This is a genomic window from Streptomyces acidicola, assembly GCF_009377235.1.
Classification (GTDB): Bacteria; Actinomycetota; Actinomycetes; order Streptomycetales; family Streptomycetaceae; genus Streptomyces; species Streptomyces acidicola.
Window position 1 is genome coordinate 29,993 of the sequence record NZ_VMNX01000001.1, and the last position, 24,027, is coordinate 54,019.

General features: G+C 67.4%; 40 protein-coding genes. 31 read left to right on the forward strand and 9 right to left on the reverse strand.

Features of this window, described 5'->3' with window-relative positions; genetic code table 11:
* The first annotated feature begins 5 nt into the window (after positions 1-5).
* From FPZ41_RS00175 to FPZ41_RS00195, 5 genes are all read left to right on the forward strand, one after another.
* Positions 6-962 carry an AAA family ATPase gene (locus FPZ41_RS00175; RefSeq protein WP_152857867.1) on the forward strand — a complete coding sequence of 319 codons (957 nt, stop codon included), beginning with the start codon at positions 6-8 and terminating at the stop codon, positions 960-962.
* Between the two features lie 65 nt (positions 963-1,027).
* A complete protein-coding gene (locus FPZ41_RS00180) occupies positions 1,028-1,402 on the forward strand; it encodes a hypothetical protein (RefSeq protein ID WP_152857869.1) in 375 nt (124 codons plus the stop codon).
* A gap of 79 nt (positions 1,403-1,481) precedes the next feature.
* On the forward strand, positions 1,482-1,661 hold the full coding sequence (locus FPZ41_RS00185) for a hypothetical protein (RefSeq protein WP_152857870.1): 180 nt from the start codon (positions 1,482-1,484) through the stop codon (positions 1,659-1,661).
* A complete protein-coding gene (locus tag FPZ41_RS00190) occupies positions 1,658-2,500 on the forward strand; it encodes a hypothetical protein (RefSeq protein WP_152857873.1) in 843 nt (280 codons plus the stop codon). The genes FPZ41_RS00185 and FPZ41_RS00190 overlap by 4 nt, the downstream gene beginning before the upstream one ends.
* Entirely contained in the window at positions 2,497-2,931 is a 435-nt protein-coding gene (locus tag FPZ41_RS00195; protein ID WP_152857875.1) for a helix-turn-helix domain-containing protein, read from the forward strand. Before FPZ41_RS00190 ends, FPZ41_RS00195 begins: the two co-directional genes overlap by 4 nt.
* On the opposite strand, the gene FPZ41_RS46725 is transcribed toward FPZ41_RS00195, so the two are convergent.
* On the reverse strand, positions 2,895-3,500 hold the full coding sequence (locus FPZ41_RS46725) for a hypothetical protein (RefSeq protein ID WP_194235928.1): 606 nt from the start codon (positions 3,498-3,500) through the stop codon (positions 2,895-2,897). The genes FPZ41_RS00195 and FPZ41_RS46725 overlap by 37 nt on opposite strands.
* 213 nt (positions 3,501-3,713) lie before the next feature.
* On the reverse strand, positions 3,714-3,974 hold the full coding sequence (locus tag FPZ41_RS00205) for a type II toxin-antitoxin system prevent-host-death family antitoxin (protein WP_194235929.1): 261 nt from the start codon (positions 3,972-3,974) through the stop codon (positions 3,714-3,716).
* A gap of 153 nt (positions 3,975-4,127) precedes the next feature.
* On the opposite strand from FPZ41_RS00205, the gene FPZ41_RS00210 reads away from it, so the two are divergent.
* The 17 genes from FPZ41_RS00210 to FPZ41_RS00290 all read left to right on the forward strand — a co-directional run bounded on the left by FPZ41_RS00210 (position 4,128) and on the right by FPZ41_RS00290 (position 13,837).
* Positions 4,128-5,450, forward strand: a complete 1,323-nt coding sequence (locus FPZ41_RS00210) for an HNH endonuclease (RefSeq protein WP_152857881.1) — start codon at positions 4,128-4,130, stop codon at positions 5,448-5,450.
* A gap of 31 nt (positions 5,451-5,481) precedes the next feature.
* Positions 5,482-6,447 carry a hypothetical protein gene (locus FPZ41_RS00215; protein WP_152857883.1) on the forward strand — a complete coding sequence of 322 codons (966 nt, stop codon included), beginning with the start codon at positions 5,482-5,484 and terminating at the stop codon, positions 6,445-6,447.
* On the forward strand, positions 6,444-7,064 hold the full coding sequence (locus FPZ41_RS00220; RefSeq protein ID WP_152857884.1) for a zinc finger domain-containing protein: 621 nt from the start codon (positions 6,444-6,446) through the stop codon (positions 7,062-7,064). The genes FPZ41_RS00215 and FPZ41_RS00220 overlap by 4 nt, the downstream gene beginning before the upstream one ends.
* A complete protein-coding gene (locus FPZ41_RS00225; protein ID WP_152857886.1) occupies positions 7,061-7,327 on the forward strand; it encodes a hypothetical protein in 267 nt (88 codons plus the stop codon). The genes FPZ41_RS00220 and FPZ41_RS00225 overlap by 4 nt, the downstream gene beginning before the upstream one ends.
* A 121-nt stretch (positions 7,328-7,448) precedes the next feature.
* Positions 7,449-7,706, forward strand: a complete 258-nt coding sequence (locus FPZ41_RS50535) for a zinc finger domain-containing protein (protein WP_456154430.1) — start codon at positions 7,449-7,451, stop codon at positions 7,704-7,706.
* Positions 7,703-8,020, forward strand: a complete 318-nt coding sequence (locus FPZ41_RS00235; RefSeq protein WP_152857890.1) for a helix-turn-helix domain-containing protein — start codon at positions 7,703-7,705, stop codon at positions 8,018-8,020. Before FPZ41_RS50535 ends, FPZ41_RS00235 begins: the two co-directional genes overlap by 4 nt.
* Positions 8,021-8,043: 23 nt before the next feature.
* Complete coding sequence (locus tag FPZ41_RS00240; RefSeq protein WP_152857892.1) at positions 8,044-8,376, forward strand: MazG-like family protein; 333 nt, start codon at positions 8,044-8,046, stop codon at positions 8,374-8,376.
* Positions 8,376-8,636: a hypothetical protein gene (locus tag FPZ41_RS00245; RefSeq protein ID WP_152857894.1), complete on the forward strand. Its 261-nt coding sequence runs from the start codon at positions 8,376-8,378 to the stop codon at positions 8,634-8,636. The genes FPZ41_RS00240 and FPZ41_RS00245 overlap by 1 nt, the downstream gene beginning before the upstream one ends.
* 84 nt (positions 8,637-8,720) lie before the next feature.
* On the forward strand, positions 8,721-9,158 hold the full coding sequence (locus FPZ41_RS00250; RefSeq protein WP_152857896.1) for a hypothetical protein: 438 nt from the start codon (positions 8,721-8,723) through the stop codon (positions 9,156-9,158).
* Entirely contained in the window at positions 9,158-9,586 is a 429-nt protein-coding gene (locus FPZ41_RS00255) for a DUF4326 domain-containing protein (RefSeq protein ID WP_152857898.1), read from the forward strand. Before FPZ41_RS00250 ends, FPZ41_RS00255 begins: the two co-directional genes overlap by 1 nt.
* Before the next feature lie 62 nt (positions 9,587-9,648).
* Positions 9,649-10,062: a DUF6292 family protein gene (locus FPZ41_RS00260; RefSeq protein WP_152857900.1), complete on the forward strand. Its 414-nt coding sequence runs from the start codon at positions 9,649-9,651 to the stop codon at positions 10,060-10,062.
* A gap of 80 nt (positions 10,063-10,142) precedes the next feature.
* Entirely contained in the window at positions 10,143-10,514 is a 372-nt protein-coding gene (locus FPZ41_RS00265) for a hypothetical protein (protein ID WP_152857902.1), read from the forward strand.
* Positions 10,515-10,785: 271 nt separating this feature from the next.
* Positions 10,786-11,133 (forward strand): hypothetical protein, encoded by a 348-nt coding sequence (locus tag FPZ41_RS00270; protein ID WP_152857904.1) that lies wholly within the window; start codon positions 10,786-10,788, stop codon positions 11,131-11,133.
* Positions 11,134-11,330: 197 nt separating this feature from the next.
* Positions 11,331-11,585, forward strand: a complete 255-nt coding sequence (locus tag FPZ41_RS00275; RefSeq protein WP_152857906.1) for a response regulator transcription factor — start codon at positions 11,331-11,333, stop codon at positions 11,583-11,585.
* Positions 11,582-12,040, forward strand: coding sequence for a hypothetical protein (locus FPZ41_RS00280; RefSeq protein WP_152857908.1), 459 nt, complete (start codon positions 11,582-11,584; stop codon positions 12,038-12,040). Before FPZ41_RS00275 ends, FPZ41_RS00280 begins: the two co-directional genes overlap by 4 nt.
* Before the next feature lie 183 nt (positions 12,041-12,223).
* Positions 12,224-12,967, forward strand: coding sequence for a hypothetical protein (locus FPZ41_RS00285; RefSeq protein ID WP_152857910.1), 744 nt, complete (start codon positions 12,224-12,226; stop codon positions 12,965-12,967).
* Between the two features lie 210 nt (positions 12,968-13,177).
* Positions 13,178-13,837 (forward strand): HNH endonuclease family protein, encoded by a 660-nt coding sequence (locus tag FPZ41_RS00290; protein ID WP_194235930.1) that lies wholly within the window; start codon positions 13,178-13,180, stop codon positions 13,835-13,837.
* Positions 13,838-13,908: 71 nt separating this feature from the next.
* On the opposite strand, the gene FPZ41_RS00295 is transcribed toward FPZ41_RS00290, so the two are convergent.
* Complete coding sequence (locus FPZ41_RS00295) at positions 13,909-14,364, reverse strand: peptidase inhibitor family I36 protein (RefSeq protein WP_322619686.1); 456 nt, start codon at positions 14,362-14,364, stop codon at positions 13,909-13,911.
* 140 nt (positions 14,365-14,504) lie between these two features.
* On the opposite strand from FPZ41_RS00295, the gene FPZ41_RS00300 reads away from it, so the two are divergent.
* The 4 genes from FPZ41_RS00300 to FPZ41_RS00315 all read left to right on the forward strand — a co-directional run bounded on the left by FPZ41_RS00300 (position 14,505) and on the right by FPZ41_RS00315 (position 16,341).
* On the forward strand, positions 14,505-14,789 hold the full coding sequence (locus FPZ41_RS00300) for a hypothetical protein (protein ID WP_152857912.1): 285 nt from the start codon (positions 14,505-14,507) through the stop codon (positions 14,787-14,789).
* A gap of 18 nt (positions 14,790-14,807) precedes the next feature.
* Complete coding sequence (locus FPZ41_RS00305) at positions 14,808-15,059, forward strand: type II toxin-antitoxin system RelE family toxin (protein ID WP_152857914.1); 252 nt, start codon at positions 14,808-14,810, stop codon at positions 15,057-15,059.
* Between the two features lie 91 nt (positions 15,060-15,150).
* Positions 15,151-15,516, forward strand: coding sequence for a hypothetical protein (locus FPZ41_RS00310; RefSeq protein WP_152857916.1), 366 nt, complete (start codon positions 15,151-15,153; stop codon positions 15,514-15,516).
* A gap of 156 nt (positions 15,517-15,672) precedes the next feature.
* Complete coding sequence (locus FPZ41_RS00315) at positions 15,673-16,341, forward strand: DUF4352 domain-containing protein (protein ID WP_194235931.1); 669 nt, start codon at positions 15,673-15,675, stop codon at positions 16,339-16,341.
* Between the two features lie 56 nt (positions 16,342-16,397).
* On the opposite strand, the gene FPZ41_RS00320 is transcribed toward FPZ41_RS00315, so the two are convergent.
* Positions 16,398-16,781: a DUF6083 domain-containing protein gene (locus FPZ41_RS00320; RefSeq protein ID WP_152857920.1), complete on the reverse strand. Its 384-nt coding sequence runs from the start codon at positions 16,779-16,781 to the stop codon at positions 16,398-16,400.
* A 261-nt stretch (positions 16,782-17,042) separates the two neighbouring features.
* Here FPZ41_RS00320 and FPZ41_RS00325 point away from each other — a divergent pair, with 261 nt between their 5' ends.
* Positions 17,043-17,450, forward strand: a complete 408-nt coding sequence (locus tag FPZ41_RS00325; RefSeq protein ID WP_152857922.1) for a hypothetical protein — start codon at positions 17,043-17,045, stop codon at positions 17,448-17,450.
* Positions 17,451-17,515: 65 nt separating this feature from the next.
* Here the strand turns inward: FPZ41_RS00325 and FPZ41_RS00330 are convergent, their stop codons facing one another.
* Both FPZ41_RS00330 and FPZ41_RS46730 read right to left on the reverse strand, forming a co-directional pair.
* Positions 17,516-17,761: a hypothetical protein gene (locus FPZ41_RS00330; RefSeq protein WP_152857924.1), complete on the reverse strand. Its 246-nt coding sequence runs from the start codon at positions 17,759-17,761 to the stop codon at positions 17,516-17,518.
* A 136-nt stretch (positions 17,762-17,897) separates the two neighbouring features.
* Positions 17,898-18,134: a hypothetical protein gene (locus FPZ41_RS46730; protein ID WP_194235932.1), complete on the reverse strand. Its 237-nt coding sequence runs from the start codon at positions 18,132-18,134 to the stop codon at positions 17,898-17,900.
* 635 nt (positions 18,135-18,769) lie between these two features.
* On the opposite strand from FPZ41_RS46730, the gene FPZ41_RS00335 reads away from it, so the two are divergent.
* Positions 18,770-19,330, forward strand: coding sequence for a hypothetical protein (locus FPZ41_RS00335; protein WP_152857926.1), 561 nt, complete (start codon positions 18,770-18,772; stop codon positions 19,328-19,330).
* Between the two features lie 18 nt (positions 19,331-19,348).
* Here FPZ41_RS00335 and FPZ41_RS00340 read toward each other — a convergent pair whose 3' ends face one another.
* Positions 19,349-19,747, reverse strand: coding sequence for an NUDIX hydrolase (locus FPZ41_RS00340; protein WP_322619687.1), 399 nt, complete (start codon positions 19,745-19,747; stop codon positions 19,349-19,351).
* A gap of 1,207 nt (positions 19,748-20,954) precedes the next feature.
* On the opposite strand from FPZ41_RS00340, the gene FPZ41_RS00345 reads away from it, so the two are divergent.
* Positions 20,955-21,245: a GIY-YIG nuclease family protein gene (locus FPZ41_RS00345; protein WP_152857928.1), complete on the forward strand. Its 291-nt coding sequence runs from the start codon at positions 20,955-20,957 to the stop codon at positions 21,243-21,245.
* Positions 21,246-21,296: 51 nt separating this feature from the next.
* Here FPZ41_RS00345 and FPZ41_RS00350 read toward each other — a convergent pair whose 3' ends face one another.
* Both FPZ41_RS00350 and FPZ41_RS46735 read right to left on the reverse strand, forming a co-directional pair.
* Positions 21,297-21,731: a DUF6907 domain-containing protein gene (locus tag FPZ41_RS00350; protein ID WP_152857930.1), complete on the reverse strand. Its 435-nt coding sequence runs from the start codon at positions 21,729-21,731 to the stop codon at positions 21,297-21,299.
* A gap of 624 nt (positions 21,732-22,355) precedes the next feature.
* On the reverse strand, positions 22,356-22,493 hold the full coding sequence (locus FPZ41_RS46735; RefSeq protein WP_194235933.1) for a hypothetical protein: 138 nt from the start codon (positions 22,491-22,493) through the stop codon (positions 22,356-22,358).
* A gap of 116 nt (positions 22,494-22,609) precedes the next feature.
* Between FPZ41_RS46735 and FPZ41_RS00355 the strand changes: the two genes are divergently transcribed.
* A complete protein-coding gene (locus FPZ41_RS00355) occupies positions 22,610-23,029 on the forward strand; it encodes a TIGR03668 family PPOX class F420-dependent oxidoreductase (protein WP_152857932.1) in 420 nt (139 codons plus the stop codon).
* Between the two features lie 59 nt (positions 23,030-23,088).
* Positions 23,089-23,880, forward strand: coding sequence for a GntR family transcriptional regulator (locus FPZ41_RS00360; protein WP_152857934.1), 792 nt, complete (start codon positions 23,089-23,091; stop codon positions 23,878-23,880).
* Positions 23,881-24,027 lie beyond the last annotated feature (147 nt).

Genomic DNA, 24,027 nt, shown 5'->3' on the forward strand with positions numbered 1-24,027 from the left:
CCCGCATGTCCCAGCTTGGCCAGCCTGTCCGCGCCGGACGCCAGCAGCAGACCACCGATGAGTACGACGACGGGCCGTTCACCTTCCGACCCGCCACGAAGGACGGCTTCAACGCCACCGTCGCCATCCAGGGCCCGTCCGGCTCCGGCAAGACGTGGACCGGGCTGTCCATCGCCAGCGGCCTCGCCGAAGGGCAGCCCTTCGCCGTCATCGACACCGAACGCGGCGCCGCAGCCCTCTACGTCAACGACCTTGACGTCACCTTCGACACCCTGCCGATGCACCGGTACGACCCGCGAGACCTGCAGAAGGCGCTCGCCGTTGCAGCACAGGCCGGCTACCCGGTCGTCATGGTCGATTCCCTCAGCCACTTCTGGAAGGGCACCGACGGCACCCTCGACCAAGTCGAGAAGGCCAAGGCCAAGTACGGCGGCAACAAGTTCGCCGGCTGGAAGGACGGCACCCCGCTCCAGAACGAAATGATCGAAGCGCTCATGGCCTACCCGGGGCACGTCGTCGTAACGATGCGGTCCTACGTGCACTGGGTCCTGGAGAACGGATCCCCGGTCAACAAGGGGATGCGCGCCGAACAGCGCAAGGGCATCGAGTTCGAGTTCGGTGTGGCCGCCGAGATGGACGAGGCCAACCGGCTCCGCTTCATCAAGTCCCGCTGCCCCTCCTTCAGGGGCCTCGTCCTCAACCAGCCCAACGGGGCACGTGACATTGCCAAGCCCTACCTGGACTGGCTGCGCGACGGCGGCAAGGAGATCGACCCCACGGTGTGGATCGACGCCGCCAGCGCCCCTGAGGCGACCCCGGACAGCCTGCTCGCCCTCTACCGCGAGGTCGAGGCCGCCAGCGCCCTCGCGACGCCACTGATGCACCCGCAGACCGGCCAGCCGACCAGCCTCGGCGCCTTCATCAAGGAGCGCGGCACCGCGCTCAAAAACGCCCAGCAGTAACCGACGAGGCGCCGCCCGCGCCGCTATCGCGGGCGGCCTCCTCGAAGTCCAAGGAGACCACAGCTATGACCATGACGCCCGAGCAGGCCCGCATCAAGGCCAACGAGCTCCTCGCCGCCCTCTACGCCCACGTCACCGACTGGAACGAAGCCGTCCTCGACCAGGCCGTACTCGCCATAGCAGGCGGCAACCGGCCCTTCAGCGCCAACGACCTGTGGGCCATCGTCCCCGAACTCGGCCGCGGCACCGCCGGCCTGTACTTCAGCTGCCTCGCCAAGCGCCGCCAGCCGAAGGTGCTCGTCAAGGTCGGCGACGAGCCCTCGGTGAACCCGAAGGCCCACGGCAAGCCGGTCAACCTGTACCTGATCACCGCCGAGGGGCGGAAGTTCATCGAGGAGCGCCGCAGCGCCCGCACCCAGCGGAAGGCGGCGGCAGCGTGAACCTCGGCTACGTCTACGTGATCGCCGTCGTCCTCGGCGCCGCCACGGCCGCCATCGAATGGGCCTGCAGGAGGCGGACGTGATCGAAGCATTCGACGCCGTCGAAGCCGTCCTCTGGGGCGCCATCGCAGCCTTCGCCGTCATCGCCACCGGCATCGCCTTCCTCACCGTCGCCGCCAGCTACTGGACCGCCGTACTCGCCGTCTGGGCCATCCGCACCATCACCCACCACATCCGGAAGGAGACACCGCAGCCGTGACAGCCGCCCACCGTCAGCCGCCCCACCACGACACCCTCACCTGCTACACCGACTACAAATGCCGGCTGCCCGAATGCGTCGACCGCTACAACGCGTGGAGCCGCGACCGTGAGAGGGCCATCGCCGACGGCACCTGGCAGCCCCTCCTCGACGCCGAACCCATCCGCCAGCACCTCCTCACCCTCCACGCCGCCGGCATCACCATCCACCGCGTCGCCCAACTGACCGGCCTCACCTACCGGTCGGTGCGCTCCTTCACCCAGCACGACTACGGCAACGCCGCGCCGCGACGGCACCGTGCCACTCGCGAAGTCGCAGCCAAGATTCTCGCGATCAACCTCGACGAGCACACCCCGGCCGTCGTGAGCCCGATCGGAACCCAGCGGCGTTTCCGCGCGCTCGTCGCAATCGGCTGGCCCACCGTGCACACCGCGATCCGCGCCGGCCTCCACCCCTCAAACCGCAACAGCATGCTCCGCTACCCGACGATCCAAGCCAGGACCGCCCAGCGGGTCGCCGCCGTGTACGACGAGATGCGGCACGAGTCGCCCGCCAAGCACGGGATCTCGGCTACCAGCATCAAGCGGGCCAAGCTCCAGGCTCAGCGCGAGCGCTGGGCGCCGCCGTCCTACTGGGATGAAGTCGGAGGCATCGACGACCCCGACTTCGAGCCGCAGTACGGCATCACCCGTCGGGAGATCGTCGCCCAGGACGCCCACTGGCTCATGCAATCCGGTCTCGACCGGGCCGCCGCAGCCGAACGCCTCGGCGTCTCCAAGTCCTACGTCGAACACGCCCTCGCCGCCCACCCCGACACCGAACGGGAGCTCGCCGCATGAACGGCACCCGCCTCGGCGCCGGCATCCGCGAGCGCCTCTACGCCTCCACCACCCACACCTACGACGAGACCGCCGACCTCGACTACATCGCCATCGAATACGCCCTCAACGGCGAACCCGTCACCCTCACCCGCGCGGAGAAGATCCACGCCGCGCGAATCCTCGACGCCCGCAACTTCAGCTCCAAGGAGATCGGCCGCCGTATCGGTTCGGACCCCTCCACCGTCGAGGCCTGGAAAGCGAACGGCTGGAAGCCCGGCAAGCACCCCAAGACCCGCACCCACACACCCCGCCCAGAACCCATCTGCGGCGAACCCCGCATGTACCGCCGCCACCTCAAGAACGGCGAACGGTGCGACACCTGCCGCGCCGCCAACGCCGCAGCAGACCGCCGCTACCGCGCCACCGGCAGCCGGAAGGAGGCCGGGTGAACGCCGCCGAGAAGCGTCAGCAGATAGAAGCCCTGCTCCGCGCTGGGCACAGCGACCTCGCCATCCACCGGCATACCGGGGCTGCCCGCGACACCGTTGCACGCCACCGCAAGCGCCTCTGCCTGCCCGGCTACCAGACCACCGCTGACAGCCCTGCATGCCGCCACGGCCACCCATTCCCCGAGAACCTCGGCCGCAACGAGAAGGGCCATCTGGTCTGCCTCGAATGTCGACGGCAGCGCGAGCGGGCCCGCTACCAGCCCGCCGAGCCCGATGAGATAGCGATCGAGCGCGCGGTCGCCGGTGATCCGCCTGAGTCCCTGACCCCGCGCGAACGCCACGCCGCAATCCACCAGCTCGACCGCCGGGACTACTCGGCTGCGGTCATAGCCGAACGCGTCCGCTGCACCCCGCGCACCGTCCACCGAGCCCGCAGTCAGTTGCGAGCCGCCGCGTGACCGGCTGCTGCTGGCCGCGTGCAGCGACCACAGTCCGCCCGGCAACACAACGCCAAACCGTGGCCACCTTGTGGCCATGTCGCCTGTCGGCTGCACGGCGCCGAAAGCCACAACCCGCCATGAATGCAAGCAATTTGCGTGACCGGATCCAACGCCGGCCAGCCGAAGGTGGCCACGAGATGGCCACGGTTTGGCGTACCGGCGCCACCGAAAAACCGGAAGCGTTGATCACCCGCGCCGGGCCCTGACCAGCAGCAACCCCAACCACCCGCACACGGCAAAGGCCCCGCACACGCGGGGCCGGAGAGGAGAGGAGGAGAGATGTCAGTCGTCGGAGGCCGGCTTACGACGCACGACGACCTTGCGCTTCGGAGTAGGGGCGTCCTTCTTGACCAGTTCGCGTTCCTCGCCGAGGGCTTCCAGTGCCCGCTCGTAGAAGTCCATGCCGACGATGACCGCGACGCGCTTCCCGCGGCTGGTCATGACGGTGGTCTGGTCGAAGTAGCGGGCGCGTTCGATCGCGTCGGCGAGCGAGTTACGCACGTCGGCGATCTTCTCCTGGTGCTCCTTCTTCGGCGCGGTCATGTCGGGAGTGTACCTCAGTTCTGTGATGTACATGAGCGCGTTGAGCGCTATGATGTACGCGAGAAGGCGAACCTCCGGGCCAAATCGCTCACCGGAATCGCAAGCCCAATTCGTCACGCGCAGTTGAAAACGCGCTTCCAAAACGAGGGACAAATGGCCGTCTCAAAACGCCTCCGGTACGAAATCTTCCGCCGGGACAACCACACCTGCAGGTACTGCGGAGCGAGTGCCCCCCTCGTCCCGCTGCGCGTCGACCACGTCACACCCGTCGCGCTCGGCGGCACCGACAAGGCGGACAACCTCGTCACGGCCTGCGAGCCCTGCAACAGCGGCAAGAGCAGCGCCAGCCCCGACGCGGCACTGGTCGCGGACGTCAGCGGCGACGCGCTCCGGTGGGCTGCCGCCATGAAGCAGGCCGCCGACGACCTGCGGGACAAGCAGGCACCGAAGGTCGCGTACCGAGAGTCCTTCGAGAAGTCCTGGCGTGGATGGACCCGAGAAGACGGCTGGAAGACCGCGCGCGTCGAACTCCCCGACAGCTGGAAGACCAGCCTCGACACCTTCTACGAGGCAGGCCTCCCACAAGAGGTGTGGCCCGACATCATCGAGAAGGCCATGACCAACCCCACGGTCAGGGTCGACAACACGTTCCGCTACGCCTGCGGCATCGCCTGGCGCGTGATCAAGGAACTCCACGAGCGAGCGCGCGAGATCGTCGCCCCGCAGACCAACAAGGCCGCCCCTGCACTCAGCTCCGTCGGGCAGGCCGCACTTGACCTCTGGGCCCATAACTGGAAGTCCGACCTCGAAGTGGCACCCTCAGACGAGGAGCACGCCACGTTCGTGCGCAGCCTCATGCAGATCGAGGCAAGCACCGACTGGGTGGACCCGAAACCGCTCATCGCTGCGGCCGCATTCGGTGGATCCGCGGGCCTCTCGACCATCGAAGAAGCGATGGCTGGCGCCACCGATCAGGAGCGCGCCGACGTCGTCATCAACTGGTGCGACGCGTGGACCGACCTCGACGGCGCGGCCACGTACACGGCGCCACCTGACAGCTTCCTTTTCAGGGTCGTTCAAACCCAGGTCGACGACCTTGCGGACGGCGACGTGGCACTGAGCCGCATCAGGCGGGCAGCCGTGCTGGCCGGCTTCCACCACTCGTCGGAGCTGCACCACGGCCTGCGAGCAAACGAGGTCGAGCACACGGGAGTTGACGCCTTCCGGCAGCGGGCCGCCGACCTTTGGTCGCGCAGCTTCCGTGCGGCAGCCAACCGTTGGCCCGAGCCCGACGAGCGAGGCGCTTTCCTGAGCCACTACAACCGCGTGGCCGCCGACGGGGACTTCTACCTCAACGACGTACTCGCCGCCGCCGTGGCAGCCGGGGCCTACCAGGACACCGACCTGACCACCTGCCTGCCTCGGCACCTCTCCGTGCTGGAGATCGCCGCACAGCCGCTGGGCGGTGCCGCGTGATGACCCACACCAAAGCCCCCAGGGAGAACTGATGCCCTGGTTCAGGATCGATGACAAGGCGCACTCCCACCCGAAGCTGATCAAGGCTGGGAACGCTGCGCTCGGTCTGTGGCTGCGCTGCGGTTCCTACGCCGCCCAGCACTTGACCGACGGCATCGTGCCCGGCGTTGTCGCCGAGCTGTACGGCACCAAGCCGCAAGCGGCCAAGCTCGTCAAGGCCGGCCTGTGGCACGAGCACGGCCACGGATGCCGCGACGGATGCCCCGATCCAGCCCCGGGCGACTACGTCTTCCACGACTTCCTGGAGGACGGCCGCAACACCTCTCGCGCCCGCGCCGAGGCAGAGCGCAAGAAGGCCCGCGACCGCCAGTCGAAGCACCGTGAGGAGCGTCGCGGTGGAGCTCCTGACACCCAAAAAGGCGAGCGAAACGCCGAGGAATCGAAGGACTTTACCTTCGATTCGTCCTCGAAAAAAAGTGAAAGTGCTTCGGAAAGATCGCAGAGTTCAGACGAATGTGCAGGTCGGGAGCAGGTGTCACGGCGTGACGCTTCCGTCACGGGTATCCATGCCGCTGCCGCTCCTTACACCAGTACTTCCTACGGAAGTACTGGTGCTGCAGGCGAGCGGCGAACGGGCGGTCTACCTGACCCCCTAGCCGATCTGAAGCGCGGCGTCGCTACGGCAGGCCTCGCTGGCGTCGCCTGGGATCTCCGCGAATCCGGCTGGGAGTACACCCGCCAAGCCATCGAACGCGTCGGCGTCGCCGCGATGGTCGCCTACGCCGTCAACTCCGCCCGACTCAAAGGCCCACCTGCTGGCGCCTCCGCCTGGGTTCCGGGCTGGAGAACTCTCGAAGCCCCCGAGCAGCAGGACGGCGTCTCGTACCTGCCTGCCGTCGTGGGCGGTCTGCCCCCGACCCGCCAGCAGCAAGAAACCAACGACCTCTTCGACCGCGCCATGGAGCGCGCCAAATCCCGTATGCAGGAGGACCAGTGACCCCCGACGAAACCGTTGTGCTCGCCCGTTACGTGCGGGCACTCTGCCCCGGCCAGAAGTTCGACGAGTACACCCCCGACGCCTGGCACGACGTCCTCGCCGACTTCGCGCTCACCGACGCCCGTGCCGCCGCTGCGGCTGTGGCTCGTAAGCAGCCGTTCGTCAGCCCGGCCGAAATCATCGCTGAGATCCGTAAGCAGCGCGACGAGCGGGCCGCGGACTTCCAGGGCCCCGGTTTGTCGGCTGAGGTCCCTGACGCTGACCCGGACGACGTACAGGCCTACCTCTCGGCGCTTCGCGGTCTGCGCACCCGGGCCGCAGACGGGCTGGAGATGAAGCGTCGGCCTGTCGCTGAACTCGTGGCTGGCATAGGCCGGAAGGTCTCGCCCGAGGTCGCGGAGGTGAAGCGCCCAGGACCTCTTGGCGCCGACTGCCCCAAGTGCAAGGCCGCGGTCGGCCGGCCGTGCCGGACCCCAGGCGGGAGTGAGCGCGCCCCGCATGCGGCTCGAAGCGGCGACACGGATCCGGCTGCCGAGCAGGCGGAGATTGAGCGCCGCAAGGCTGCTTCTACCCGTCACCTCGCCCGCCTCGAAGTCGACGAGGAGGCGGCGTCGTGAGCGAGGCGCAGATCCCGCAGGACGACGGCATCCAGGTCGACGACGTGAAGGCGATCCGCCGCGAGGGGCGCGGGGAGCTCCGGCAGCTGCTGCGCGCGCAGATCGCGATCGGCAAGTCCCGCCGCGAACCGGCCCCGAAGCCCGCCGCGCAAAAGCCGCCCGGTCACCGGCCGGGCGCCTGGCCTTCTGGCACCGGCCCGCCGGGCCGCCGCCGGACTGGCAGATACCCCGCCACGTATGGGCGGCGGCTGCCCGGCACCTGAGCAACGAGATCCACCGACCCGACGAACCCTGCGACTGCGGCAACTGCCCGCCGCCCAACACCGAGGAGAACCGATGACGCTCCGCTACTCCGCCCCGATGCCCGAGAACCTGCGGCACTTCATGCGCGCCCGCCAGCACCCGGCTCGTGCTGTGGACTGCCCGCACTGCGGTGTCCCCGCTCACCGGCCGTGTGTGTTGCGGAAGTCGGGTCGGATCCTGACCGAGCCGCACCCTCAGCGCGTGTCCGCGTGGGCGCAGACCACCGCCTGCTGCCCCCAATGCCAGGTCGAACCGACCACGCCCTGCCACGACGAAGGACGAGCCCGGATCACCGTCCACGAACGCCGGGAGGAGGAAGCCAGGGTGACCGCTGCATGAACGCCACTTGCCGCATCGACGGCTGCACCGCAGCACCTCGCCCCGGCCGGCGGATCTGCTACAAGCACCGGACTCGCATCACCCGCCACGGCGACCCCGACTTCACCGAGTGGACCGTTGCCGACGAGTTCGACGTCGAGCTGATCGTCGCCGAACAGCGGGCCGTCGAGGGCCTCACCCGCCTGGAGCGGGTCATGGTCGCTCGCGGCCTCACCGAACGCGACGTGCCCGCCGAGGAGATCGCCCGCATCGTCGGCGTCACCCCCCGCTGCGTCTACCGCTGGCGCTCCGAAGGCTTCCGCCAAGCCGCCTAACCCCAACCCGACAGGAGAACCCGATGATCAGCCCCAACCAGTGGTCCACGATCCGCAACCTCGTCGCCTGGCTGGACCGGGAGAACGGCCGCACCCAGCAGGAGGTCACCCTCCGCATCCTGAAGCTGTCCGAGGAGGCCGGCGAGGTCGCCCAGGCGTGGATCGGCGCCGTCGGCCAGAACCCGCGGAAGGGCGTCACGCACAGCCCCCGCGACGTGGCGGACGAGTTGTGCGACGTGATCGTCACTGCGGCGGTGGCGTTGGCCTCGATCGTCGACGACCCGGCCGGGCACTTGGACGCCAAGCTGGCGAAGATCGCGGGCCGCCCGCGGACACCTGAGCAGGTGACCCGCTGATGGCCCGCGTCATCCACGCCCGCGACGTCGACGCCGTCCTCGCCGCCTACCCGCAGTCCGAGTTCGTCGACGGCGACTGGGAGCCCGGCTACCGCACCGCCCAGGCCGGACGGCGCATGGTGCACGTCTTCCACGACGGACCCGGCGAAGCCGACCAACTGGAGAAGTACCGGCTGGAGTTGCAGGCCGCCGGGTTTCACGTGATTCCCGACCAGCAGCCGGGCGGCGGACGACGACGCCTCCACGTCACCAAGCCCTGACCCGGCGCGCGTTGTTGCCCGCCCGCCCCACCCCACCGCCATCACACCCGGCTACCCCGGCCGGCCACACGAAAGGCACCGACCATGACCGACCGCCCGCCCCTGAGCGACGCCCAGCTCAACGAGATCGACGCCCGCGCCACCCGCGAGCGCCTCACCCCTGGCCCCTGGCGACTCGACCGCGAGTCGTGCGACTGCGGCGGCGACTACCCGTGCGGCCACGGCATGTTCGTGACCGGCATCGTCACCCCCACCCCGACGCATCTCGCGGTGGAGCGCTGCAAGCGGACCGGGGAGCAGCCGCGCGATTACGACTTCCACCGTTCGGAGATCTGTGACTTCACCGATGCCGACTGGGAGTTGATGGCGGCTGCTCGTGACGACGTGCCTGCGCTCGTCGCCGAGGTTCGCCGCCACCGCGCCCAGATCCGGTTCCTGCTCGCGGCGATCGCCCGAAAGGACGCCCGCTCTGGCGAAGCCGACCGGAGGCTCCGGGAGTTCCTCAGCGGCGAGGAGGCGTGATGCCCGCCCGTATCCAACGCCGTCGCACCAAGGGATGGCGCGCGCCTGAGGAAGCCGTCTATGTCGGACGCGGCAGCCGCTGGGGCAACGCGTACCCGCTCAACTCCACCCAGGTCCGAATGCCCGCGCTCGACGGCAGCGAGTGGGAGCACGAAGGACGCCTCGGTAAAACGTCCGGACAGCAACACGCCTTCGTGCACCCCGACGGCACCATCACGTGGCACCTCGTCCAAGACGCCACCCGCGAGCAGGTCGTCGAGCTCTACCGCCAGTGGCTGGCCGACCGGCCGGAGGTGCGTGACGAAGCACGGCAGCAGCTGGCCGGCCGGGACCTCATGTGCTGGTGCCCGCTCCCCGAGCCCGGCGAGCCGGATCACTGCCACGCCGCGGTGCTGCTGGAGCTCGCCAACGAGCCTGCGCCCGCCTGAACCACAACCCGCTGTCAGACCCACCCCCTACCGTCCCAACACCCGCTAAACCAGGAGGAATCATGACCAGCCTGCCGCACGACTCGTACATCGAAGCCGTCACCACCGAACTCGCCACCTACGGCATCACCGTCACCAAAGCCGATACCACCACCCAGGACGGCGAACTCCTCGAAGCCTTCATCGAGTTCGACCAGACCGACATCAACACCGACACCTGGCAGGACGGCGTCTACCTCGGCTGGGATCAGCGGCGGGGCTGGCACCTCATCGAGGCCGGCGGGGGCCGCAACGTCACCGAGCTGGACCCGGAGGGCGTGAACGTCTTCTCCAGCCCGCAGCAGGTCGCATGGTCCGCGGGGCGCGCTCTGAACGGCCGGCTGGTGTCGGGGCCGATCCGTAACGACGGGTCGTGGGTGTGGGACTCGCGTCCGTTGGAGGCGGCGATCGCGGCGTGGGAGGCCGACGAAGCCTGACCCCCGCTCGCAAGGAACGCCCGCCGGTATTCGACCTACCGGCGGGCGCCCACCCTCGATCACAGCATCTGGAGACCCGAATGACCAACAACCCGCAGACCACCTGCCGGACCTGCGTCACCCCGATCGCCTACGTCGATTGCCCCACCGGCGGCTGGTGGGCCCACGACACCCACCCCGCCGACGGACACGACGCCGTCCTGGCCGTGGGTTACGCCCTCGGCCGGGCTCGGCTCGGCCCCCGCCTCCTCAACTGGGCCGAGGACGCCACCACACCCGGCTGGCGCACCTGGAAGTTCTGGCCCGCCGCCCCCATCGTCCTGGCCGCCCTGGCCTGGATGTGGACCGTGCACCCGCGCCGCACCCTCGCGAACGTCCGCTCGTGGCGCGAGGAGCCGAAGCTCGGGCCGCCGCTTGAGTTCCGGCCCATCAGCCGCAGGGACCCGCAGTGATTGCCGAGGCGGTGCACACCGCCCACCTCGTCATCCTCGCCGCGATCCTGTGGGCCGGAACGCTCGGCGCCGCGCTCGCACTCGTGGTCGTCGCCGTCGTGTGGGCCGGACTACCACTCGGCGTATGGACACGAATAGACCTCAGGAGGCGCTCAGTGCCCGCTAGAGCGCCTCGCAGCCCCTCCCGCGACTCTCGCGACGCCGGAACCCCAGAACGAGCCTCAAACGGGCGTACAGCGCCCCGCTGGACCCGCACGACCCAGGAGCCTCAATGACACCCACCGAAGAAATCACCACCGCAACCGCCAGACTCCGCGTCCTCACCGGCGAACTCGGCGACTGCCGAGGCCCGTGGTACATCGACAACCGCGAGAAACGCCCCTACCCACAGACGATCAGCAACAAGGGCGTGCCCTACGTCGTCGCCACCACGACCACCGACCCGCACGTGCCCCCGTACATGGCCCTCTATATCTGCGCGGTGCACCCCGGCGTCGGCAAAGCGCTCGCCGACTGGCTGGACAGCTGGACCGGCATCGAACTCCGCGAGGACGCGGCCCTGCCCGAAGACGCCCGCCACGCCCTTGCCGTCGCCCGCGCAATCAACCAGGCCTCGTGAACTCCACCGGGAGCAGACCGTGATCGCCCTCCTCACCCTCATCCTCGGTACATCCGCCGGCTACCTCATCGGCTACGAGTGCCTGCCCTGCCGCCGGATCGGCGCCTGCTCATGACAGGCCCGTCGGCCGCGTCCCGGGGCGAGCACACGCACTCCCCGGGCGTCACCTGGCAGACCAGGGCCAGAGGGAGACGCTGATGCCCCGCAACCCGAACTTGCCCCTCAGCGTTGGCGAGTTGGCCGCGCTCCGGCTCGCCGCCTCCGGCTACACCAGCAAGCAGATAGCCCACCGCCTCGACACCACCGAGCAGGGCATCCACCTGCGGCTCACCGCGGCAGCGAACAAGCTCGGCGCCCGCTCCCGCACCCACGCCGTGGTGATCGCCCTGCGTCGCCGCATCATCCGCTTCGATGAACTCGAACCCCCCGACCAGCAAAGGACAGCCGTATGACCGACCAGACCGTGCCGCTCGTCCAAGTCGACCGCGCGGCGCAGCTCGCCGCCGACCCGGAGGCGGGCCAGAAGCCTCCCAACATGCCCCACAGCGTCCCGGCAGGCGCCGCGACGGGGAATTCGGCACCCGAGGCACCCAACGGGCCGCAGGGCGGCGCTGAGAGCCTCGACGCGTACCGTCAACTCCTCGCCCGCCTAGCGCAGGAACGCGCCAAAGCCCTCGACAACGCACCCCGCTGCACCCTCGACGAAGCCCGATGGGTCAACGAAGGCATCGCCAGCGGACTCCACATCGCCGCAGCATGGGCCATCACCCTCTTCGAAGGCCACGACGCGCGAACCCGCTACCTCGCAGCGGGAGGTGGCCAGGCAGCGGCACACGACGAAGGGCCCAGCGTCGCCGAATGCCGCGACGCAGACCGGCGTTGGCCACTGGAGAGGAACGGCGAATGACCGCCCCGTACCGGATCCTCGTCATCGGTAGCCGAACGTGGAACGACCAACGCCGCGTATGACAGCCGCTGTCATGGCAGGTGAGCCCAGCGGCGCGCCATGCGACAGCTTGGCACTCACCGACGGCGAACAGGCCGCGTTCCAGCGGCTCCGCGACCAGGCCAAAGCCACTAGCATCGCCGCATGACCGATCTGCGGTTCCATGAAGCTCCGGCAGACTTCGCGCGATTGGCGGTCAGTGGCGATGCGCTGCAGCAGGGCTTGAGGGACCGTGGATGGCTGGTGGCGGACGTGAGATTCGGGTGGATGGCAGCCAACCCGAGCTTCTTAGTTTTCGGCGACCCAGCCCCCATGACGGAGATTGACGTGTCGCTGCAGGGAGAACGGTTCCTGCTGCTCGGCGTGATTGCGCCGGCCTTGGGCGACATCCACTGGCAACTCCAGGGGCGAGAGGAAGTGCCGGAGGGTTGGTTCGCCAGGCACTATCTAGGCACGGATGAAACCGCCCTGCCCTATCTTGACAATGCTTTCTATGGCCGCAACCAGCGCACGTCTGGCGCGGGCTTCATATTGGGCGACCCCGCGGCCGTATCAATTTTCGCGCTGACGGCCTTGTTCGTCGGAGGCATCCTCGCTGAGGGCGGGAAAGACGTATACGCCAAAATAAAATCTTTATCCAGCCGTTCAACCGCCTTCAGGCGCATCGAAGGCAGTAGTGTCAACCCGTGGGTGGTGGTTCACGATCCCGAACACAACTGCGTAATCGAGTATCCGAGGGAGCTACCCCCTGCAGCAGCAGAAGCGTTGATCCGTCTAAGAGCGGAAGAGATCGTCCGGACTCATCTGCGTTGGAACCCAGAAACGCAGGCATGGGACCGGGTGGACCGTCAACCCCTCATAGCAGACCCCGGGGCCCCGTCCGATTGAGGCAAGCTGACGTTATTCGATCGGGGATGCCTGCCACGCACGTGCGTCCTGAGCATCCCGATCCAGCGAGCTGACCATCACACTTACCGCCCGATCGGGTAGACCTGCCGTCGTTCTCCAGGTGAGCGCCCCGCTGGTGTCGCTACGAAGATCACGAAAGCTGTCCGTGATCGAGAGGACTCCACCGTGCGACTCGCACGCGCCGCTGCAATGGCTGCCGCCATTGCGGCCCTGCTCTTCCCCGCAACCGCCCACGCCGCGCCCGCCGACATCCCGCCCCGGGCCGCGGCCGGCGAAACCATCACCCTGCCCGTCAGTGACGCCCTCAACCAGCTCCCGGTCCGCGACGAGGACCGCACTGGCTACACCCGCGACAAGTTCAAGCACTGGATCGACGCCGACAAAGACGGCTGCAACACGCGAGCGGAGGTACTGAAAGCCGAGGCGGTCGTCGCACCGACGCAAGGGTCGAACTGCGCCCTGACCGGCGGCGAGTGGTACTCGGCTTACGACAACCTGTACCTCGACACGGCCAGGAAACTCGACGTCGACCACCGCGTACCCCTCGCCGAAGCCTGGGATAGCGGCGCCTCCGCCTGGGGTCCCGCCGAGCGCCAGGCCTTCGCCAACGACCTCGACGACCCCCGCGCACTCATCGCGGTCTCCGCCGCCTCCAACAGGTCCAAGGCCGACAAGGACCCCGCCGACTGGCTGCCGCCCTACACGCCCGACCGGTGTGAGTACGTCACCGACTGGATCACGATCAAGACCCGGTATGCGCTGAACATCGACCCTGCGGAACAGGCCGCGCTCAACCGCGAACTCTCCTTCTGCCCCGACCAGACGATCACGGTGACGCTGGCCCGGTAGCCCAGCCGTCGCTCGGAAGGCTGAAGCCCCTGCCGCGTGTTGAGCGGCAGGGGCTTCAGCCTTGGGGGTGTTCAACCGCAGCCGTTGCGGTTGATCTTCAGAGAGCGAGTCTGGTCGTTGAGGTTGTAGCCGCGCAGATCATGAATGGAACCACCGCTGCGGGTCACACACGCCCAGCGACCGCTGTAGTTCCGCTTCTCATAGACACGGGCAGTACGGCCGGAGTTGTTACGGATCGAACTGCCCCGGTCACGGATCGAGGACGGCAGATCCTTCACACCACCATCCACGGCCCGCCGCACCCACGGCTGCCCACCAAAGTTGATCTCCGGGTAGATGCAGACATAGCCGTCCGGGCAGTCGATACCAGCCCGCCCAGCCGTGGTGCTGCCGGAAGCAGAAACGGGAAAAGCCAGCGGCGCCAGAGCCAAGGCGGCAACGGCCGCGGCACGCATCACTTGATTCATCACGACACCAGACATACGGGGTACCGGCGGCCAGGAAGACGGTTTGGCCTGCAGGTTCACCCCAGCGGTCGAGCGCCACCGGGCGCGCGCCCGGCGGGCGACGCAACCCGTCCGGCCGGGGCAACCCGGCCATCGGCTCCTCAGGGTTCACTTACTCACGCTAGTCTCGAATCAACCAGCACTTTCGGCCGGAGGCAGCGATGAGCGAGCAGTCGTGGACGATCGAGCGCATCACCGAAGCGCTCGGCAACCCTGCCCTCGCCCAGCGCTTCCTCGGCGAGATCAACCGGGCCCCGGCGCATGAGCTACTCCAGGTGTTCGCCAAATGGCAGCGGATCGCCCAAAACACCCTGAACGCCTTCGAAGGCAGCAGCGAAATCGTGGCCGCTGTACAGCGCGGCGAGGAACCCCCAGGTGACTGGATCGACGGCACAGAACGTCTCCTGCAGGCAGCTGAGCGAATCGGGTCACAAGGCGCCGCCTGACCTGCCACCCTTAACCGGGTGTACAAGCTCCGCTACTCGAAGGCCGTCGAAGCCGTCTGGGACGCCCTCCCCGACGACGCCAGAGCCGAACTCGACCGCGCCCTCATCGGGATCTGCCAAGACCCCTGGGCCCACACGGAGCCCCGCAGCGACGACCTACGCGACGTGGAGCGGACATGCGCCCTCCAGCACACCGCAATCGCCCTCCTCGTCATCGCCGCACCACCCGTCCGGCGCGTCTACCTCCGCAACATCGACTACCTCGGCTGAACACGAACAAGCCTTCGTCCGGCCGGCGGACCGGATACATCGTGCCGTGGCCCCATTCCGAGGCCGGCCGCCGTGACCGTAGGGTTCGAGGGTGGATGAGTCCCAGACATGGCAGATCGACGTAGACGGCCCGATCATCGTCGGCCCGGCGGATACAGACCGGCTTGAACACCTCTACGACGGGCTATACGACGACAGCACCTACGGCGCACCAGAGCCCCCCATGCCCGAGGCCCGCACCGTCGCCTGCCCCCAATGCGGCAGGCAGCGCAACCTGATCGCCACCGGACGATGGACCGACCCGGCCCGCATGAAATGCCCCGACGACGGCCAGGAATGGACCGAAGACGCCACCGACCAGCACACCGGCCTCACCCTCATGCAAGCACTCATCCAGGGATCCACTGCGGGCACGAGTTCCCGTCCGTCACACCCGCACTCGGAGAAGCCATCCTGAGTCGCAGGACGTGACAGTGCCCCTCGCCCGGACGGGCGGACGAGGCGCGCTCCTTTGTGCACCCTCACGTGGTCACGGTTCGCGCACAACGCCTCCGTAACGTGCGCCACATGCGGGATGATCCGCTCTTCAGCAGCACCACCCTCGGGGGGGATCATGAGCCAGAACGTCACGCCGCCAATGCCCGGATATGAGCCACCCACCGCGCCGCCGGCGCCGAACAAGAACCGCACGGTCCTCATCGCCACCGCAGCAGCAGTAGCAGCCGCGGCCATCGCGGCAACCATCACCGCAGGCGTCACCGGCAACAGCGAAGCCAGCCCCGCACCCACCGTCACAGTCACCGAGACGGCAGCACCCGAAGCCGACACCGCAGAGGCGGAGGACGCGGCAACAACGACCGTCGAGACTGACTTCAAGGTCGGCGAAAAGGCCGACAACGGGGGAGCAGTCGTCAAGATCACCAAGGTCGTGGAGAGCAACACCATCACCCTGGCCGGGGCGCAAAAGAACGCAGGCGACGGCGCCAAATACGTCACCCTGAAGACCGTCGTCACCAACGAGACGAAGGCCAGCATGGACCTCACCTGCTCGCTGCCCATCGTCAGCGCCCTCATCGACGACCAAGACCGCCGCTACGACACGATCGAAAACCTCTACGAGGTCGCAGACAACCCGGAATGCAACGCACAACTCCAGCCGGGCTTCAAGGACGACATGCAATTCGTCTACCGCGTACCGAAAGACGCGAAGATCACGATGTGGGAGTTCTATCCATACGACCTGGAGAACGAACCCACCCCCACCCTCGTAGACCTCACCTGACGCGCCTGCGCCCCGATCCGCCTCCGGGACCGGGGCGCAGCGCCAGCCCGCACCATCTACCCCGCGTCCGGCAACTCGACCTCCGCCATCACCGCCGGATCCGCATTCGCCAGCCGCTCAGCCGCCCGCCCGTTCTCCTCCCGCAACGTGGTCAGCCACGGCCACAGATCGGGCAGCTGCTGGCCCGAACAGGCGAGCCGGTGCTCGATCCGGCAACGCTGCGCCGCATCCGGCGGACACACCCCGTACACGGTCACGCGGCCATCCGACACCGTGATCCACCGATGCTCGGCCGGCACCAGATGCGCCAGCACATCCACGCCCGGCTCCAACATCACCCAATCGTGCTCTAGCGTCGGCACCCGCTCCTGCGGTAGCCCGCACTTCGGGCACGTGTGTATCTGCTCGCCGCCCAACCGCGGCACCCCATCCGCCCCCATATCGTGAGCGTGCGCGCAGGGCAGCTACGGCACACGGCAGCATTCGGACGGGAACACTGCGGCGTGACAGGTGCACGGCGGCAGGCGAGGCGGCAGGCGTATCCGCCCGGCACAGCAGCCACGGTGGGCGCGGCCGGGCGGGCGGCCTAGACAGAGCAGGTCGTTCGTCAGACTGGCGTCCACATGACGCCCCGCCGATCACCACCCGGTCCCGAGCGCGCCTACACAGACAGCACCGCCATGCCCTATAGGCAAAGCCGCATGCCGCTCCTCCACGCCCCAGTGCCCAGCCTCCGCCAAGCCATCGAGCACCGCTACGGCAACGCCGACTGCTGGCCGATGCCCATCCAGGCCGCCACAGCACACCTCACCGTCCTCGAAGACCTGATCGGCGACCTATACGCCCCAGTCCTTCAGCGCGCCATCGAAGCGATCTACACCGAGATCGAGGAACCCACCCGCCACGACTTCCTCAACGTCCGCCGACAGCAAGCCTTCGAACGGCGCTTCGGAACCGGACCAGACCCTCGGCTCGACATCGCATACACGACGCTCAACGGCATCGAGACCCTGCTCGGGAAAGACACCTACCGCCAGGTGATCCGCGCAGCCTACGAAGCACGCCACCTCGTGCAGTGCTCCTCGCGAATCACGCGCGGTGCCACGTAGGGGTGAACAGCCAGCGCGACATCAGGCCCCGCACCGGGAAACCGGGCGGGGCCTTCGCCGCCTAGTCAGGCGGCTTCCTCCACCTCCGGCGGCCTCTTCCCGTTCAGCACCTGACGCACCCACCCCTCCGACAGGCCCAGCCGGGCCGCCAGCTCCGGCACCTGCACCCCGCGCCCGAATGCCCCACGCAGCGCCGCATTCCGCTGCCGCTGCAGCCGCTCCGTCGCCGCCTTACTCGCCACCGTCCGGTGCAACACCACCGCCACCGCCAGCAGCACCCAACCCGTCACGTCGTTCAACCTGCGCTGCATGCAGACCCCCCAGTCAGTGCACCGTCATCCGACCTACACAACGGTCAGCGGTACACGGCGGTGCGACAAGGGCGCAGACCAGGCGCAAATGCAGACCGCCCCCGCCCTGTTGGGCGGGGGCGGTCTGAGGGTTCGGCTACAGCTCGGTGAGTTCGTATGGCTCCGGCAGCGGTGGCATCGGCACCCGCAGCGCCCGCCCGAGCATCGCCCGCGCCATCAACTCCCACTCCGCCGCCGGCCGGGACGCGGGGCGCACGAAGAGCAGCCGGCCGTCAGGATGGACCGCCGCACCCCCGGTGAAGCCCGGGTCCGTATCCAGCACCGCCACCTCCACGCCGAACTCGGCGAGCAGAGAATCGAGCGGGGCGTCCAACAGGTGCTCGGTGGTTAAGGCATCCCGATCCGACAAGAAATTCTTTACCACCATCTTTGCTACGCTCCCCACGGAGCCTCCATTCTGGCGAGTAGGGGTTCTCACTGATCAGCGAGGTGATGACTCGCTGGTCGACCAGGCCGGGCGGGTGAAGACCGCCCGGCCTGACGCATTCCTGGAACCTAACTGACGGGCTCGTATGAGACAGCTAGATCCGGCACGGCCTTCTCGCGTATGAAGATGAGTCACAACCCAACCCGGGCTGACACGGAAAGTTCGGCTGAGCTGGACTTTTACATAAAGTTGCGCGCCGATGACCTGCATCATTACCACTGACGACATAGCCCCCTGGCTCTCGCCATAAATCCAATTAGGCAACGTGCAGCCCGGCAAACCGGACATAGTGCCGGTGGCAGGATGGCCGAATCCGAACAATGCCATGTCGGTTTGCTTGCCAGGAAGCACCGCCACTGCCGGAAGCGGCGCCAGGTAGGCGGTGTAGACGCGGCAGCGCCCTCTCCCGAGGTCAGGGAGAGGGCGCCTTTGTGTGTAAAGCTACGAGCTCAGCCAGGCCCGACCGGCTGGTAGTAAGTTCGTCCCACCACATGATCGATAGGGGGCGCATGAAGTGGGCCATGAGCGACGACTACGCCGCACTCATCACCACAATCATCCTGGCGGCACTACTGATCGGCTCAGTACAGCTCGCAAGCCTGCTGCGCCGGTTCGTCGGGGCGTTCGTTGAATCGGCTCAGCGAGGCGTGAACGCACAGAACAGCGCCATCGACGCCATTCAACGCGAAGAAGACCCCGAACCAGACGACCTGGAGGCGATAACCGTCGCAGTCCGGCCTGGTCGCGTGCTGCGCAAGGCGATACCTGCACTGGCCGCTGCGATCATCTGGCTGGGCATTTGCGGCCCCCTCGTATGGATACTCATCAAAGTCCTGTTCTGGTCTGCAACACACGAACCGCAGACAGACCCCCAACTGGCCAAAGCATCCTTCTACGTGACTGCTGGCGCCGTAGCAGTACTCGTTATCGAAGGCATGGTCCGAGTCGTGGCTGAGGCCCTGAGGAACATGAAGAGGGCGCTGAACAGCTACACCCCCCCGACACGCGAGCAAAGGTCCAAACTTTTCGAAGCCCTTGCACGGCATGCCGGAACTTCCAGCAACGAGCCCGACAGCCACTGACGCAGACAGAGCGACGGCTCACGCACCCAAGGCGTCATCCAGAAAAGCCTGAACCGGCCCGAACAGCCCGCCAGGGATCCGCTCGGGAATCTCGCCGAGGCGCACCCAGGCGACCTCCGCGACCTCCCGCGGACTCGCCACCCGCGCATCCCCGGCCAGCCGACGGCAGGCCACGTACACCATCCGGCGGCCCGAACCCGGATGCAGCCGCTCACCGAGGAGCTGCACCGGCTCGACCGTCACGCCCGCCTCCTCCAAGGCCTCCCGCGCGGCAGCCGCGGCAGGTGTCTCGTCGGGCTCTACCTTGCCCGACGGGAGCGTCCACAACAGGGCGCCCTCCGGGACGCGGCGGCGGATCAAGAGCAGACGGTTCGCGTGGACGACCACCGCGGCGGCGATCGGCGGGTTGGATGCCACGAGGCTCCCTTCGGCGACGAGCGGACACGGTAACGACCAACGCCCACGCCATGTGGCGGGGGAATTGCGTCAGTGCGGCGAGTAGTTGCACGAATATCGCCATAACTGGCAGCGAAAGTAGGAGAATTGGAAGCCTAAATACCGCGCGGCCCAGGCGGTGGTGGTGCACCATCCGGGGCCGCTTCGGAGACTGCGAAGGAGTCCCCGTGTGACAACTGTACAGAAGCTCTCACCGCGCTCGCAGGCAGCGTGGGACGCGTTCCAAGAGCGGGTCGCCCAGCTTGGCGGTGTGGTTTTGGAGACAGAATGGCTAGGAAAGAACACGCAGCACCGGGTGCGCTGTCCGGAAGGGCACGAGTGCACACCTGCGCCGAGCTCCGTGCAGCAAGGCAGCGGCATCTGCCGCGCATGCGCAGGACGCGACCCGAAGGCCGCTGAAGTCGCTTTCCGGGCGCGTCTCAAGGCATTGGGCGCCGTGCTGCTTGAGCCCGTCTGGCTTGGTAGCAGAAAGCCACACCGAGTGATCTGTGTCGGAGGTCACGAGTGCAGCCCCCGTCCGGCAGATGTGCAGCAGGGTCGCGGCCTCTGTAGGGCGTGCGCAGGCAAGGAACCCGGCTCCTCCGAGGCTGCATTCAGGGCACGCGTCACAGAACTTGGCGGTGAAGTCCTGGAGACGGAATGGCTTGGCAGGGCCACACCGCACCGGGTCCGCTGCGCAGCCGGCCACGCCTGCACACCGCGCCCGAGCAGCGTCCTGCAGGGACAGGGAATCTGCGGGGCGTGTGCGGGCCGGGACCCGAAAGTCGCGTGGGCCGCCTTCCGGACCCGCGTGGCGGAACTGGGCGGAACCGTCCTGGAGACGGAATGGTTGGGCAGGGCCCCGCATAGGGTGCGTTGCACGGTCGGCCATGAATGCACGCCAACCCCCAGCAATGTCCTGCAGGGACAGGGAATCTGCGGGGCGTGTGCGGGAAATGATTCAAAGGTGGCCGAGAGCCAATTCCGGGCACGCGTCGCGGAGCTCGGTGGCGTTGTCCTTGAGCTCAAATGGCTTGGCAATAAGCAGCCTCACCGCGTGCGATGCGCGAAGGGCCATGAGTGCTCACCCACGCCGGGCGCTGTGCAGCAAGGGTGCGGTATCTGCCGGGTGTGCGCAGGTAGGTCATGGGATGTGTTCTACGTCGTTGTTGACGAGATCAATGACACCGTGAAGTTCGGTATCACATCGGGAGATCCGCGTCCTCGGCTTAGTGACCATGCCCGTGACGGCTTCGACTGCGTCATACGCCTCATCGAGGGACTGCCCGGTGACCTGGCGCCGCGGCTGGAACGAGCCGTCCTCGCCGCGCTACGAGATGCTCGCGAGGCGCCGGTGCGTGGCCGCGAGTACTTTCCCGCGCGCGTTCTGGGCCTGGTCCTCGACGTGGTCGACGGGTGGACCAGGTCGCCAGCGCCAGTCGAGGAGCCGGAGCAGCTCGCCCTCGATGTTGCCGCGTAGAACATCAGAAAGGCGCTCTCGGCATATAACCGGGAGCGCCTTTCTGGTGTTTTAGGAGGCGATGGCGCGGGCCATGTCCCGGAGCTTCTCCAGGTTGGCGATGGTCTTGTCGCAGAACTCCGCCACATGCTGCGGGTCCATGTAGTAGCCGTTGGCGGTCGTGCCGTCCTCGGCGAAGATGAACGGGCGCCGCTTGTCCTCTTCGCTGCTGTACGGGTCCAGGCCCATGCGGAAGTAGGCGAGCAGCTCCGTACCGTCCCGGTGCGGGAGCTCGATGTCGACGTCCGGGCCCGAATGCCAGATGTCCTCGACGGCCACCTGGCGGTCGTTGGCGTGGTCCTGCGTGCACCACGCGGGGTCTTCGATCCACACGTGCCGGGCGCTACCCTCGCGCCCGATCAGCGCCGGCACCAGCCGGAAATCGGGAGAGACGGAGGGAGCGGCGGGCGCCGCAGAGACGGCAGACTCGCTGTGCAGTACGCTCATCGAGATTCCTTCTTTCGCGAGATGGATCACTGGTCAGCGAGTGGCGACTCGCTGTCGAACAGCGGCCGGGCGTGGCGACGCCCGGCCGTTCGTCGTCTTGGCGGAACGGCGACAAGTGAGACGCTAGATCACGCCACCGGGAGCGGGTACGAAAATCGGATGCCCCCGCCGCCCCCGAGCAGGTGGCACAACCCGATCAACGGCGCACCACCGCGTGCAAACCCAATGTCACACGGGGTACTTTCCACCTTGCATTTCTTGCGAGGCGGGAAACCGGGGACTTGGATGAGTCCCGGAGGCGACAGCATCTGACAGCTCCATTGGACGGCTGAAAATCGTCGATCTTCATAGGCGGCGGCCTCCGGCGACCGGGCGTTCGCGTTCGTCGTGGGGCGGGCCAGAACTTAGCTCGTGGCGGGGCTGGCGTGCGACCCAGGCCCGAAGTGATCACATAGATTCGGCAGGTCTCTAACCAGCCGATTCTTGCGAATCCTCAAAATGAGAATGTGTCACCCGGACCTCCCAACTGTGGACTTTCCTATGCGCAAGTCGCCTACGAAACCGCAAACCGGGCCAAGAGGCCCGAACCACAGGCGTCTGCGTCCGCGCTCCTTTGGCGGGAAGTCACCCGTCACCAGTACCCCGGGCTCGGTAAGAGGGCGTGAGTCGTGCCACTCGTCTGGTCGAGATGCCGACGTAGGGCAGGACGTCGTCGGCATCGTAGTAGCGGTAGAGCGCGGTGCGCTCGGTGGATTCGGGCATGCCGCTCCTTCATGGTCATCTTCACTTGGGTATCCAAGATGACCCACCGAAAGTAGCGCCACTGCCGCGGAGCGTGCAAGTGGTGCGACGAATCGCGATGTAGGTAGCGTCGAGCCATGGAGATGCCAGAGGTGGAGCGGCGCCAGCGTTTCGCGGACGCCAGGGTGTTGCGCCTGTCGACGGCGGACGCCGAGGGTAAGCCGCACCTGGTGCCGGCGACTTTCGCCGTCGTGGGCGACCGCGTGGTGATAGCGGTGGACCACAAGCCAAAGCGCCACACCAATCTGAAGCGACTTCGGAACATCCAGGAGAATCCCGCAGTCTCCCTGCTCGTCGATCACTTCGATGAGGACTGGGAGCGGTTGTGGTGGGTTCGCGCGGACGGCCTGGCGCGAGTGCTTGAGAACGTTGACGCCGACGAACTTGTACAGGCGCTCCTATCCAAGTACGACCAATACCGCGACCGGCGCCCGAGCGGCCCGGTGATCGAGATTCATGTGAACCGCTGGTCAGGGTGGGTGGCGCACGCGGAGTAGACGCGCAACTTGGATATCCCGCTACGCTGACTTTGGGTATCCAAGCAGTCAGGAGCGCGATGTCAACCAACCCGTCCAAAGTTCCGCCCTTCAGGCGGATCGCCAATGAGCTCAGAGCCGAGATCCTCCGGGGGGACCTGTCGCCCGGGGACAAGATTCCGTCACAGGAGCAGCTTGAGCAGCGCTTCGGGGCCAGCCGCGCCACCGTGCGTAAGGGAGTGGCTGTGCTGGCGACGGAAGGGCTCGTTACGACCAGCCAGGGAAAGGCATCCATCGTCCGGGAGCGCCCCAGCGTGAGTCTGCGGCAGACGGGCAGTATCTATCGGGCACGCCGTGCGACCGGGGAAGCGAACTTCAACGCTGAGGCCCGAGCTCAGGGGCAGCGCGTCCATCAAGAGATTCGCGAGGTGGTCGAAGCGCCCGCCCCGGAGGTGATCGCCGAACGCTTTCGGCTAGCGCCAGGGGCACCCGTCGTCGTTCGACGGCTACTCTTCGTCGCAGAGAGCAAGGACGGGGGGGCTGACACGCCCTTGCAGTTGTGTGACGGCTACTACGATGCGGCCGTTGCGAGGGAGACGCGGCTGGCGGAGGCGCGCCTGATTAAGGGGGGTGCCAACGCCCTCATTGAGGACCCTGACGGCCCCATAGGGCGTCGCATCACGCAATTCATCGAAGACCTCGACATCCGCATGCCCTACCCGCACGAGATCGAGCAGCTCAACATCCCCGTGGGTGTGCCCGTCGCCCGCGTGATCCGCACCGCCTACGACTCCGCCGGGGACGTACTCGAAGTCCTCGACTCCATCGTTCCGTGTGATCGACACGTCTTCCGATACGTGATCGATGTGTAAGCGGCGTTACTCCAGCTGAGCCCCCAACTGCCTAGCAGCTGGGGGCTTTTTGCTGCCCTTGTACTTGTCGCAGCACTTGCATACCCAAGCTGTAGCGGCTACGGTCTCACTAGTCGCAACATGGATATCCAAGATGCGGCAACCCAG